10 protein-coding genes are annotated in these 13,290 nt (G+C 56.2%); 6 read left to right on the plus strand and 4 right to left on the minus strand.

Features of this window, described 5'->3' with window-relative positions:
- The first annotated feature begins 238 nt into the window (after nucleotides 1–238).
- The 4 genes from OGV67_RS10165 (at nucleotide 239) to OGV67_RS10180 (ending at nucleotide 4,364) form a co-directional block, all read left to right on the plus strand.
- Complete coding sequence (locus OGV67_RS10165) at nucleotides 239–2,878, plus strand: YdbH family protein (protein ID WP_071258359.1); 2,640 nt, start codon at nucleotides 239–241, stop codon at nucleotides 2,876–2,878.
- Entirely contained in the window at nucleotides 2,875–3,057 is a 183-nt protein-coding gene (locus OGV67_RS10170) for a YnbE family lipoprotein (RefSeq protein WP_012132311.1), read from the plus strand. The genes OGV67_RS10165 and OGV67_RS10170 overlap by 4 nt, the downstream gene beginning before the upstream one ends.
- Before the next feature lie 7 nt (nucleotides 3,058–3,064).
- Nucleotides 3,065–3,388, plus strand: coding sequence for a YdbL family probable chaperone protein (locus OGV67_RS10175; protein WP_071258358.1), 324 nt, complete (start codon nucleotides 3,065–3,067; stop codon nucleotides 3,386–3,388).
- Between the two features lie 106 nt (nucleotides 3,389–3,494).
- Nucleotides 3,495–4,364, plus strand: coding sequence for an aldo/keto reductase family oxidoreductase (locus tag OGV67_RS10180; protein WP_047463600.1), 870 nt, complete (start codon nucleotides 3,495–3,497; stop codon nucleotides 4,362–4,364).
- Between the two features lie 72 nt (nucleotides 4,365–4,436).
- On the opposite strand, the gene azoR is transcribed toward OGV67_RS10180, so the two are convergent.
- Nucleotides 4,437–5,042, minus strand: a complete 606-nt coding sequence (gene azoR, locus OGV67_RS10185; protein ID WP_012132314.1) for an FMN-dependent NADH-azoreductase — start codon at nucleotides 5,040–5,042, stop codon at nucleotides 4,437–4,439.
- A 201-nt stretch (nucleotides 5,043–5,243) separates the two neighbouring features.
- On the opposite strand from azoR, the gene hrpA reads away from it, so the two are divergent.
- Nucleotides 5,244–9,146, plus strand: a complete 3,903-nt coding sequence (gene hrpA / locus OGV67_RS10190; protein WP_047463604.1) for an ATP-dependent RNA helicase HrpA — start codon at nucleotides 5,244–5,246, stop codon at nucleotides 9,144–9,146.
- 8 nt (nucleotides 9,147–9,154) lie between these two features.
- Here hrpA and OGV67_RS10195 read toward each other — a convergent pair whose 3' ends face one another.
- Complete coding sequence (locus OGV67_RS10195) at nucleotides 9,155–10,060, minus strand: LysR family transcriptional regulator (RefSeq protein ID WP_115614766.1); 906 nt, start codon at nucleotides 10,058–10,060, stop codon at nucleotides 9,155–9,157.
- A 128-nt stretch (nucleotides 10,061–10,188) separates the two neighbouring features.
- Here OGV67_RS10195 and OGV67_RS10200 point away from each other — a divergent pair, with 128 nt between their 5' ends.
- Nucleotides 10,189–10,824 (plus strand): LysE family translocator, encoded by a 636-nt coding sequence (locus OGV67_RS10200; protein WP_115615337.1) that lies wholly within the window; start codon nucleotides 10,189–10,191, stop codon nucleotides 10,822–10,824.
- A 2-nt stretch (nucleotides 10,825–10,826) separates the two neighbouring features.
- Here OGV67_RS10200 and OGV67_RS10205 read toward each other — a convergent pair whose 3' ends face one another.
- On the minus strand, nucleotides 10,827–12,203 hold the full coding sequence (locus OGV67_RS10205) for an efflux transporter outer membrane subunit (protein ID WP_115614767.1): 1,377 nt from the start codon (nucleotides 12,201–12,203) through the stop codon (nucleotides 10,827–10,829).
- Nucleotides 12,200–13,282 carry an HlyD family secretion protein gene (locus OGV67_RS10210; protein ID WP_047463610.1) on the minus strand — a complete coding sequence of 361 codons (1,083 nt, stop codon included), beginning with the start codon at nucleotides 13,280–13,282 and terminating at the stop codon, nucleotides 12,200–12,202. The genes OGV67_RS10205 and OGV67_RS10210 overlap by 4 nt, the downstream gene beginning before the upstream one ends.
- Nucleotides 13,283–13,290: the final 8 nt, after the last annotated feature.

The following is a 13,290-nucleotide window of genomic DNA, read 5'->3' on the forward strand; positions in this document are numbered from 1 at the left end:
AGTACAAAATGTTTGCCTGACTGCGGATGTGCGCCATCATGGTGAGATGGCAGAAGGATCGGATACTAACGCTCTGTTATATCATCAACTTTATCATTTCTAAGACGGCCTCAAAATTGTTGGGTCGCGGCAGAACATCTATCCTTAGTGAGGGCGATGCCTTCAACTGAGCGCCCAAACATGCCACAATACGAGCCTTACCGGCTTAATTTTTGCTAAATCAGGATATTAACTACCCATGAAGGGTAAATACAAAGCCGTTCTCGCGCTACTTTTATTATTGATCCTTATACCGTTAACGCTGCTCATGACGCTTGGCCTGTGGCTTCCTACGCTGGCGGGCATCTGGTTACCGGTTGGTACGCGTATCGCGCTGGATGAAAGCCCGAAACTTACGCGCCACGGCCTGCATATCCCGGAGCTGCGTTATCTGGTGAAGGACTGCCCGTTAGCACGCATGAGCGGCGCGGAACTCACCCATCCCAGCCGCTGGCAGCTGAATATCGGTACGCTTGAACTGGACTCCGCCTGTCTGGCAAAACTCCCTGAATCTGAACCATCGCCCGCAGCGCCGCGCACGCTCGCAGAATGGCAGTCTATGCTGCCTGATACCTGGGTTAATATCGACAGGCTTATTCTTTCTCCCTGGCAGGAATGGCAGGGGAAATTGTCGCTTTCGCTGACGCCAGCCCTCCAACAGATTCGTTATCAGGGCGAGAAGGTCAACTTTCAGGGGCGGCTGCACGGGCAAAACTTCACCGTCAGCCAACTGGAGGTGAGCGCCTTCGAAAATCAGCCCCCTGTAAAACTGGAAGGAGAATTTACGCTGCCTCTGGTGCCGGACGGGCTGCCGGTGAACGGACACGCCGTCGCAACGCTGAGCCTGCCGCAGGAACCGTCGCTGGTGGATGCGGAACTGGAGTGGCGGGACAACGCCGGACAGCTGATCGTCATGGCGCGCGGTAACCCGGAGCCGCTGCTCGATCTCCCCTGGCAGGTTACTCGCCAGCAACTTGCCATCAGCGATGGACGCTGGAACTGGCCGTATCAGGGCTTTCCGCTGAGCGGACGTCTGGGGATCAACATTGATAACTGGCAGGCAGGTCTTGAAAATGCGGTGATAAGTGGTCGGTTGAATGTTCTGACGCAAGGCGATGCGGGTAAAGGCAATGCGGTGCTGACGATTGGGCCAGGCAAGCTGAGTATGGATAACAGCGACATGCCCTTGCGTTTAACCGGTGAAGCGAAACAGGGCGATCTGATTTTTTATGCGGTACTGCCGACACAGCTCACCGGCAGTCTGGCCGATCCACAACTGACCTTTGAACCCGGCGCGCTGTTGCGTTCTCGTGGCCGGGTGATCGACTCTCTGGATATTGACGAAATTCGCTGGCCGCTGGCTGGCGTAAAAGTTACCCAACGCGGAGTTGATGGCCGATTACAGGCAATTTTACGCGCGCACGAAAATAAGATGGGCGACTTTGTCCTGCATCTTGATGGGCTGGCGAATGATTTTCTTCCCGATGCGGGGCGCTGGCAGTGGCGTTACTGGGGCGAGGGCAGCTTCACCCCGATGAACGCCGGTTGGGATGTCGCCGGGAAAGGAGAATGGCACGATAACACCATCACGCTTACCGACCTGTCCACCGGGTTCGATCAACTGCAATACGGCACGATGACGGTGGCGTCTCCGCGCCTGGTGCTGGATAAACCGATCGTGTGGGTTCGTGATGCCGGGAACCCGACCTTCAGCGGCGCGTTATCGCTGGATGCGGGCAATACCGTGTTCACCGGCGGCAGTGTCTTACCGCCGTCAACGCTCAAATTCAGCGTTGAAGGAACGGACCCAACGGTATTCCAGTTCAAAGGCGACCTGCACGCCGGGGCGATTGGGCCAGTACGGGTAAATGGGCGCTGGGACGGCATTCGTTTACGCGGGCAGGCCTGGTGGCCAAAACAGTCGGTTACGGTCTTCCAGCCCTTGCTGCCTCCTGACTGGAAAATGAATTTGCGCGCAGGCGAACTGTACGCGCAGGTGGCTTTTTCCGCCGCAGAGGAGCAGGGGTTTGAAGCGGGTGGACACGGCGTACTGAAAGGCGGTAGCGCCTGGATGCCGGACAACCAAATCAACGGCGTCGATTTTGTGTTGCCGTTCCGTTTCAGTCAGGGCGCCTGGCAACTGGGGACGCGCGGGCCGGTGTCATTACGCATCGCAGAGGTGGTAAACCAGGTCACCGCGAAAAATATCACGGCCGATCTCCAGGGAAGCTATCCGTGGAGCGAAGAGAATCCTTTATTGCTGAGTGACGTGAGCGTGGATGTGCTGGGCGGCAAAATCATCATGAAACAGCTACGTATGCCGCAGCACGATCCGGCACTGCTGCGGGTGCAAAATGTCTCTTCCAGCGAACTGATCAGCGCGGTGAATCCCAAACAATTTGCGATGTCCGGCCCGGTTAGCGGCGCGCTTCCGCTGTGGCTGAGCAATGAAAAATGGATCATTAAAGACGGCTGGTTAACCAATCCAGGCCCGATGACGCTGCGTATCGATAAAGATACCGCCGATGCGGTCGTCAAAGACAATATGGCGGCGGGCGCGGCAATCAACTGGTTACGCTATATGGAGATTGCCCGTTCGTGGACGAAGATTAATCTGGACAATCTGGGCGTGCTGACCATGCAGGCGACGGTCACGGGTAAAAGCCATGTGGACGGTAAAGTCGGCACGGTTAACCTGAACTATACCCATGAAGAAAATGTCTTTACGCTCTGGCGCAGTTTGCGTTTTGGCGACAACTTACAGGCATGGCTTGAACAAAACACCGCGTTGCCGGAAACCCGTTGCCCGGAAGGCAAGGAATGTGAGGAACAACAATGAAAACGATGATTGCCATGCTGGCGCTCTTCTTACTGGCTGGCTGTACGCCGCGTATTGAAGTTGCAGCGCCGAAGGAACCGATCACCATCAATATGAACGTCAAAATTGAGCATGAAATTCATATCAAGGTTGATAAGGACGTGGAAAGTTTATTGAAGTCACGCAGTGATTTGTTCTGAGGTCATGATGAAAAAACAGCTTAGAGCGACCGTTCTTATCCTGAGTTTATTGAGCTGCAACGCCATCGCGTTGACCCTGAGTGAAGCAAGAACGCAAGGGCGAGTGGGGGAAACGCTTAATGGTTATCTGGTGGCGCTGGCAACCGATCCAGAAACGCGCTCGCTCGTCAGCGAGATTAATAAAGAGCGTCGCGCCAGTTATCAACAGCTGGCGAAAAGCCATCAGATTCCGGTGGATGAGGTGGCGAAAATGGCCGGACAAAAGCTGGTCGACTGGGCAAAGCCGGGTGAGTATGTGCAGGGCATTAACGGTAAGTGGCTGAAAAAGTAACTGGCAACAGTGCGTATTTTCTGTTTTGTATGATAAAGCGCGATAATTTGCAGGGTAAGTTTCTATACTGTCTGCTCCGAAGCGATATTCAGCAAGAGGGGCAGTTATGGCAAGTCACGGTAATTCAGCGACGTTTTCTCTCGGTTCCCGGCAGGTAAAACGGCTGGGGTATGGGGCCATGCAACTGGCAGGACCTGGTGTATTTGGCCCGCCGAGAGATCGTCACGTCGCGCTGACGGTGCTTCGGGAGGCGATTTCGCTGGGTGTGAATCACATTGATACCAGCGATTTTTACGGCCCGCATGTTACGAACCAAATCATTCGAGAAGCGCTGCATCCGTATCCTGACGATCTGGCGATCGTTACCAAAATTGGCGCCCGTCGCGGGGAAGATGCGTCGTGGTTGCCCGCTTTCTCGCCTGCGGAACTGAAGCAGGCGGTTCACGATAATCTGCGTAATCTCGGACTTGATGTGCTGGATGTGGTCAACCTGCGCGTTATGTTCGGCGACGGTCATGGCCCGCATGAAGGATCTATCGAAGAGAGTTTTAGCGTGCTGGCTGAACTTCAGCAGCAGGGGCTGGTGAAGCATATCGGTCTGAGCAATGTCACCGCGAACCAGGTGGCTGAGGCGAGGAAGATTGCCGAAATTGTTTGTGTGCAAAATGAGTACAACATTGCCCATCGCCAGGATGACGCACTTATTGACGCGCTGGCGGGCGAGGGTATCGCTTATGTGCCGTTCTTCCCGCTGGGCGGGTTTACGCCGTTGCAGTCATCAACGCTCTCCGACGTTGCCGCCAGCCTGAATGCGACGCCAATGCAGGTAGCGCTGGCATGGTTGCTGCAACGTTCAGCCAATATCCTGTTAATTCCGGGAACGTCGTCAGTGACGCATTTGCGTGAAAATATGGCGGCAGGGGATTTGCAACTTTCGGATGAGGTTCTTGCGGTGCTGAATGGCATGAATGCCTGATGGAGGTTATCCGGCCTGCGGGAGGATGACACCCCTTGCAGGCCGGATGAGGCAAATTAGCGATGAAAAATCTTATGCAGCAACAACGCTGTCAATCGCCGCTTTGGCATCAGACTGCGCTTTGGCCGCGACTTCCGGGCCGTAAGCAATCCCTTCAGCAAACACGAAGTTCACGTCGGTGATACCAATAAAGCCCAGGAAGACTTTCAGGTACGGCGCGATCAGGTCTGTCGGCGTATCTTTGTGGATACCGCCACGGCTGGAGAGAATCACCGCACGTTTACCGGTCACCAGACCTTCCGGCCCTTTCTCAGTGTAACGGAAGGTGACGCCCGCGCGGGCAACCAGGTCAAAATAGTTTTTCAACTGAGTCGGGATGTTGAAGTTGTACATCGGCGCCGCAATGACGATCACATCGTGCGCTTGCAGTTCCGCGATCAGCTCGTCGGACAACGCCAGCGCGTCCTGTTGACGCGGAGTCAGCGGAGCGTCGCTCGGGCGCAGGGCACCCACCAGTTCGCCATCCAGTACCGGAACAGGATTCGCGGCCAGGTCGCGCACGGTGATCGCATCCGCAGGATGCTTTTCGCGCCACTGTTCAACAAAATAATCAGACAACTGACCAGACTGAGAGTACCCTGCCAGAATACTGGATTTAAGAACTAATACTTTGCTCATGGGTGTTTCCTTTTATGTGTTTGAATGGGGTGAGCCCCGTTGCTTGTTGACACTCTATTCACAATCCTGTCGCAGAGATAGCGCAATATATCGAATCCTATGTTCGAAATTATTGAACAACACACGAAAAGCGCCGATGTGGTACTCTATACCAATCATTAAAAAGAGATTTTACCCGGCAGAGCACTGCCCTCTAATGCTATGACAGAACAACAGAAAATCACCTTCGCCGCACTTCAGCAACAGCTGGATACGCTGATGCTGCGTGACAGGCAGCGCTTTGCCCGCCGCCTGCATGGCGTGAAGAAGGTTAAAAAACCTGATGCACAACAGGCCATTCTCCTGGAGATGGCGAAAGAGATTGAACAGGCAGCAGGTAAAATTGTGCTGCGCGAAGCCGCCAGACCGGAAATAACGTATCCAGAAAATCTGCCTGTCAGCCAGAAAAAACAGGCCATCCTGGAGGCCGTTCGCGACCACCAGGTGGTGATTGTGGCGGGGGAGACCGGCTCGGGTAAAACCACGCAGCTGCCGAAAATTTGTATGGAGCTGGGGCGCGGTATTAAAGGGCTGATCGGCCATACGCAGCCGCGTCGTCTGGCGGCGCGTACCGTTGCCAACCGTATTGCCGAAGAGTTGCAAACGGAACCGGGCGGCTGCATCGGTTATAAAGTCCGTTTCAGCGATCACGTCAGCGACAACACGATGGTTAAGCTGATGACGGACGGTATCCTGCTGGCGGAAATCCAGCAGGACAGGCTGCTGATGCAGTACGACACCATCATCATTGATGAAGCGCACGAGCGCAGCCTGAATATCGATTTTCTGCTTGGCTACCTGAAAGAGCTGTTGCCGCGTCGCCCGGATCTGAAAATCATCATCACCTCCGCGACCATCGACCCGGAGCGCTTCTCGCGTCATTTTAACAATGCGCCGATCATTGAAGTTTCCGGCAGAACGTACCCGGTTGAAGTGCGCTATCGTCCGATTGTCGAAGAAGCGGACGATACCGAGCGCGATCAGCTTCAGGCGATTTTTGACGCGGTGGATGAACTGGGGCGTGAAAGTCCCGGCGATATCCTGATCTTTATGAGCGGCGAACGCGAAATCCGTGATACCGCCGATGCGCTCAATAAACTCAATTTGCGCCATACCGAAGTATTGCCGCTGTATGCACGCCTCTCTAACAGCGAGCAGAACCGCGTGTTCCAGTCGCACAGCGGACGTCGCATCGTGCTGGCGACTAACGTGGCGGAAACCTCGCTGACCGTACCGGGCATTAAGTACGTTATCGATCCCGGCACTGCGCGCATCAGTCGCTACAGCTACCGTACCAAAGTGCAGCGGCTGCCGATTGAACCGGTTTCACAGGCTTCCGCTAACCAGCGTAAAGGCCGCTGTGGACGTGTGTCGGAAGGGATCTGCATCCGTCTGTATTCGGAAGATGACTTCCTGTCGCGCCCGGAATTTACCGACCCGGAGATTCTGCGTACCAACCTGGCTTCGGTTATTTTGCAAATGACGGCGCTGGGGCTGGGCGATATCGCCGCATTCCCGTTTGTTGAAGCGCCGGATAAACGCAACATTCAGGACGGCGTGCGTCTGCTGGAAGAGCTTGGGGCGATTACGACCGATGAGCAGCAAACGGCTTATAAACTGACGCCTTCAGGACGCCAGTTGTCGCAGCTGCCGGTAGACCCGCGTCTGGCGCGGATGGTGCTGGAAGCGCAGAAACACGGCTGCGTGCGTGAGGCGATGATCATCACCTCCGCGCTGTCTATTCAGGACCCGCGTGAGCGCCCGATGGATAAACAGCAGGCGTCCGATGAGAAGCACCGTCGTTTCCACGATAAAGAGTCTGACTTCCTCGCCTTTGTGAATCTGTGGAATTACCTCGGCGAGCAGCAGAAAGCGCTGTCGTCGAACCAGTTCCGCCGCTTGTGTCGCACTGATTACCTGAACTATCTGCGCGTGCGCGAATGGCAGGATATCTACACCCAATTGCGCCAGGTGGTGAAAGAGCTGGGTATTCCGGTAAACAGCGAACCGGCGCAATACCGTGAAGTGCATATCGCGCTGCTGACCGGGCTGCTGTCGCATATCGGGATGAAAGATGCCGACAAGCAGGAGTATACCGGCGCGCGCAACGCCCGTTTCTCCATCTTCCCAGGTTCCGGTTTGTTCAAGAAGCCGCCGAAGTGGGCGATGGTCGCAGAACTGGTGGAAACCAGCCGCCTGTGGGGGCGCATTGCGGCGCGCATCGATCCCGAGTGGGTGGAACCGGTTGCCCAGCATCTGATTAAGCGTTCTTACAGCGAACCGCACTGGGAACGGGCGCAGGGCGCGGTGATGGCGACGGAGAAAGTGACCGTGTACGGTCTGCCGATAGTGGCCGCGCGTAAGGTGAATTACAGCCAGATCGACCCGGCGCTGTGTCGCGAGTTGTTTATTCGTCATGCGCTGGTAGAGGGCGACTGGCAGACGCGCCACGCCTTCTTCCGCGACAACCTGAAACTGCGTGCGGAAGTGGAAGAGCTGGAGCACAAATCGCGCCGTCGCGACATTCTGGTCGATGATGAGACGCTGTTTGAGTTCTACGACCAGCGCATCAGTCATGACGTGATCTCCGCGCGCCACTTCGACAACTGGTGGAAAAAAGTCAGCCGTGAAACGCCGGATCTGCTCAACTTTGAAAAGAGTATGCTCATCAAAGAGGGCGCGGAAAAAATCAGCAAGCTGGATTACCCGAACTTCTGGCACCAGGGAAATCTTAAGCTGCGGCTGAGCTATCAGTTTGAACCGGGCGCCGACGCCGACGGCGTCACTGTCCATATCCCGCTTCCGTTGTTAAACCAGGTGGAAGAGTCCGGGTTTGAATGGCAAATTCCAGGTCTGCGCCGAGAGCTGGTGATTGCGCTGATTAAATCGCTGCCGAAACCGGTACGGCGGAACTTTGTTCCGGCGCCGAACTATGCCGAAGCGTTTTTAGGTCGCGTAACGCCGCTGGAGCTACCGTTGCTGGATGCGCTGGAGCGTGAATTGCGGCGGATGACCGGCGTGACGGTAGATCGCGAAGACTGGCACTGGGATCAGGTGCCCGATCATCTGAAGATCACCTTCCGCGTGGTGGATGACAAAAACAAGAAGTTGCAGGAAGGGCGCGCTTTGCAGGGGCTGAAAGAGGCGCTGAAAGGGAAAGTCCAGGAAACACTCTCGGCGGTGGCAGATGACGGCATCGAGCAGAGTGGGCTGCACATCTGGAGTTTCGGTCAGCTGCCGGAAAGCTATGAGCAGAAACGCGGCAATTACAAAGTGAAGGCGTGGCCTGCGCTGGTAGATGAGCGTGATAGCGTCGCCATCAGGCTGTTCGACAATCCGCTGGAGCAACAACAGGCAATGTGGTGCGGTTTACGCCGCTTGCTGCTGCTGAATATTCCGTCGCCGATTAAGTATCTGCACGAAAAGCTGCCGAATAAAGCCAAGCTCGGTCTGTACTTCAACCCGTATGGCAAAGTGCTGGAGTTGATTGACGACTGCATCTCCTGCGGCGTGGACAAGCTGATCGACGCCAATGGCGGCCCGGTATGGACGGAAGAGGCTTTTGCCGCGCTGCATGAGAAGGTGCGCGCTGAGCTGAACGACACCGTTGTCGATATCGCGAAGCAGGTCGAGCAGATCCTGACCGCCGTGTTCACGATCAACAAACGTCTGAAAGGACGCGTGGATATGACGATGGCGCTGGGGCTGTCTGATATCAAAGCGCAAATGGGCGGGCTGGTGTATCGCGGTTTTGTCACCGGCAACGGCTTTAAGCGCCTCGGCGATACGCTGCGCTATTTGCAGGCGATTGAAAAACGGCTGGAGAAACTGGCGGTTGACCCGCACCGTGACAGGGCGCAGATGCTGAAAATCGAAAGCGTGCAGCAGGCCTGGCAGCAGTGGATTAATAAGCTGCCGCCAGCCCGCCGTGATGACGACGACGTCAAAGAAATCCGCTGGATGATTGAGGAGCTGCGCGTCAGCTACTTTGCACAACAGCTCGGCACGCCGTACCCGATCTCCGATAAGCGCATTTTACAGGCGATGGAGCAAATCAGCCTGTAGCTCCATGCTCAGCTCAGGCAGGAGATACCTTCGGGTATCTCCTGCGGGGCGGCGCGCTTTAGCCTGTCATAAAGCAGCGCAATGTCTTTTTCGAATGCCGTATCTTGCGGCCAGACCAGATAGTAGCCTTCTCCGGTTGCCACCGCTTCATTGAACGGAAGGGTGAGCAGACCGCTTTTTACCGCCTCCAGACTGAGCAGCAGATCGCCCACGGAGACGCCATGCCCCCTTATCGCCGCCTGATTTCCCTGTTCCAGCGTGTCGAACACTTTTCCCCGGCGGGTATTCAGCCCGTTAAATTTACCGCTGCGCGCCAGCCATCGCGTCCAGTCGCGCCGGTCTGGCGAAGGGTGAATAAGCTCGCAGTCGGCAATGTTTTCTCGTACCTGTTCAAGCAGCGCGGGGGCGCATATCGGGATCAGCCACTCTTTAAAAAGCAGCCTGCTTTGCGTGCCGGGACCAAAATGACCGTTGCCTAACAGGATGGCGCAGTGAAAGGGTTCGCGATTGAAATCCACCGTATCGGTGTCCATCCAGACGCTGGAAAGCTCCACGTTAAGCGAGGGCTCCTGCTGATGTACGCTGTTCAGCACGTCCAGCAACCAGCCCATTGTCAGGGTTGAGGGTGCCTTTAAGCGCAGACCGTGCTGCTGGTTGCGAAACGCGGAGCAGGCGTTTTCCAGCGTCCGAAAGCCTGCGGCCAGCTGCTCCGCCAGCGCGCGTCCCGCTTCCGTTACCTCAACCTGCGGGCCGTTGCGGTGAAACAGCGGGCAGTCAAACGTTGTCTCCAGGGTACGGATATGTCTGCTGATCGCGCCCGGAGTGACGTTCAGCGCGTCAGCGGCTTTGCTGAATGATCCGAGGCGGGCGGCGGCTTCAAAAGCGCGCAGGGCATACAGTGGCGGCAGAGTCATGGCGATACGCTATTGTGAGTTTTACTCACATTAAATAGCAGTTTTATTCGTTTTTCAAACGTCATCGCTCGCTGAATAATGCCGGGAGTTTCCGGGCCTGTGTGCGTTATGAAGGAGAAAAGGCGTTGATTAATCTGACATTGCTGAGTGCGTATAGTTTATCGGTTTTACTGTTGCTGGTCACGCCCGGCCCGGTGGTTGCGCTGGTAACCGGGACGGCGGCCCGGCACGGCGCGCGTAAAGCCTTTGCGACCGTGATCGGAACGAACAGCGCCTCTCTGGTGCTGATTATCCTGGCGGCGTTGATGCTGGCCGGAGTGGTGTCGATCTCCGGTTTGTTTCTGTCTTTGCTGGGGATCGCAGGGTCGTTGTATATCGGCTACGGCGCGTTAATCAGCCTGCGGGCGGGGAATCCGCAGGCAAATGCGCAAGAAAACACGGTCGCTGCGGGCGACGGCGGGGTGATCCGGGGATTCATTACCGGCATTTCAAATCCGAAAGACATCCTTTTCTTTGTCGCTTTCTTCCCTCAGTTTATTGCGGTGACGCAGAACTTCGCCGCCAGCATTATGACGCTGACGGTGGTGTGGATCATTTTTGATTTTGCTGTTTTATCGCTGTACATCCTGCTCATCAATAACTGGTTGTCACCGCATCACAGCCGGCGTATTGGGCTGGCGTCATCGCTGTTTTTGCTGGTGATATCGCTGTCTGGTCTGGTCTATAACATCCGCGAAATCATTCACCACTTGCCGTACGGATGACGTCAGACAGACCAGCCGCCGCCCAGCGCTTTGTAGAGATCAATCTGTGCCAGCAGCAGGTTGTTTTTCACCTGCACCACATTGGTTTGCACTGAGAACAGCGTGCGCTGGGCGTCCAGTACATCCAGATAAGACGAATAGCCATTGCGATAGCGATTCTGGGCGATGCGCAATGTTTCCTGCGCCACATCCTGCTGCGCCTGTAATTCACTGAGTTGTTCCTGATAGCGGGTGATGGCGTCGAGGCTATCGTTTACCTCTCTGAAGGCGTTACGCACGGTTTTTTCATAACTGTACAGCGCCTGATTACGCTGGGACTGGGAAATATCAACCTGCGCATTCAATGCCTGACGGTTAAGCAGAGGGGCGAGAATGCTGCCGCCGATACTCCATAAGCGGAGCGGGTCGTCAAGCAGACCGGGAAGCGTGCGATCCTGCACCGATCCGGTCGCCGTCAGGTTGATCGACGGCAGCAGGCTGGCGCGAGAGGCGGCAAGCGTCGCATCGGCCGCAATAAGCTGTCTCTCGGTCTGCACAACATCAGGACGGCGGTTGAGCAACGAAGAGGGCAACTGTGACGGCAACGTTAAGGGCGTCAGCGCATCAAAACGGTCGCTACGGGCCAGCCGCGTCGGGTTACTGCCCAGCAGAAGACTCAGCGCGTTTTCCTGTTGTGCGATCTGGTGCTCAAGCAGGGGAATTTGCGCGCGCGTCGAGCGAAGCTCAGAATCCGACTGCATCAATTCCAGGCGCGAGCTGTAGCCTGTTTCATATTGCCGTTTTGCCAGATTCCAGGCTTCTTCACGCGATTTCAGCGTCGATTTTGTCACGTTGAGCTGCTCATCCAGCGCCAGCAGCGTGACATAACCGGACGCAACGGACGAGGCAACGGTCAGATCGGCGGCGGCCGCCGCCGCTTTTTGCGCCGCCAGCGAGGCCCGCGCTGCACTGGCGGTGCTGCGATTAACGCCCCAGATATCGACATCGTAGCTTGCCGTCAGGCTGCCCTTATACAACGTGCTGTAGATCGGAAGTCCGGTTGCCGCAGACTGCGTTCGCGCCCGCGCTCCGCTAACGCCCGCATCCAGCGAAGGGAACAGGCTGCCTTCGGCGGCATAGACCCTGGCCTGGTATTCATTTACCCGTTCGCGGGCAATCAGCACGTCACTGTTATTTTGCAGAGCCTGATCGACATAACGATTCAGATGAATGTCGTGAAAATTTCTCCACCATACCTGTTCTGTTGCGCTGGCGGGGCCGGTGGCGGTTCGCCAGGCGGCGGGGATTTGCAAAGACGGTTTTGCGGGTGCCACATCAACCGACTGACAGCCACTGAGCAGCAGGGCGAACAGCAAAGCGGCAACGGGACGGCGCGTCATTGTTTCGCCTCCCGGGTATCGATATGTACCTGCACCGACATGCCCGGACGCAATCGCGCAATTTCCTCCGGTTTACCCAGCACCTCCACCCGAACCGGAATGCGCTGGGCGATTTTGACAAAGTTGCCGGTCGCGTTGTCCGGCGTAATGGCGCTGAACTCCACGCCGGTTGCCGGAGAAATGCTCTCCACCCGGCCTTCATAAGCCCGATCATTCAGCGCATCGACGGTAAACCGTACCGGCTGACCCACGCGCAGCTCCGCCAGTTGCGTCTCTTTAATATTGGCGATAACCCAGTGCTGCGGCGGCACCAGCGTGGTGAGATGCGTTCCGGCGGTGACATACGCGCCGAGGCGGACGGCAATCTGCCCAAGCTGGCCATCGCGCGGCGCGACAATGCGGGTATTTTGCAGATCGATCTGCGCCAGCTCTAACGCTGCGCGGGCATTTTCAACGTCGGCTTCCAGCGCTCCCCGGTTGACGATCACCGTTTGTAAATCCTGTCGTGACATCTCCAGCGTGGCTTTCGCCTGGTCGATATCCGCGCTGCCTTGCGCCGCGCTGGCCAGCGCCGCATCGCGTTCACGAATCGACAGCGAACCGTCGGCGGTGAGATCTTTCACGCGTTTCAAATCTGCCTGGGTTTTCAAACTTTGCGCTTTGGCGTTCTTCAGTACCGCTTCATTGCGCGCAATCACGGCTTCGGCGCTTTTACGCTGTTGCAGGTTGTTATTTAACGCGGCGATTTTCATGGCCAACTGCGCTTCGGCCTGATGGACACGCTGGCGATAAATACGGTCGTCGATCTGCATCAGCAGTTCGCCTTTTTTCACCTGCACAAAGTCCTGCACATTCACCTGCGTGATATATCCATTCACCTGCGGGCTAATAAAGGTGGTTTGCCCACGCACATAGGCGTTATCCGTAAATTGCGTATGGCGGGTAAACGGCGGTAATTGCCAGGCGTAGAGGATCACCAGAACCCCGACGAGGCCAATGGCGGCAGCGGCAAAAATTGACACCACACGGAGATTGTTTCGGGTATTTGCCTGCTCTTTGGCGGCATCCTGCTGACTCATAGCGGCTC

The organism is Citrobacter sp. CK188 (genome assembly GCF_030333525.1).
Lineage (GTDB): Bacteria > Pseudomonadota > Gammaproteobacteria > Enterobacterales > Enterobacteriaceae > Citrobacter_B > Citrobacter_B koseri.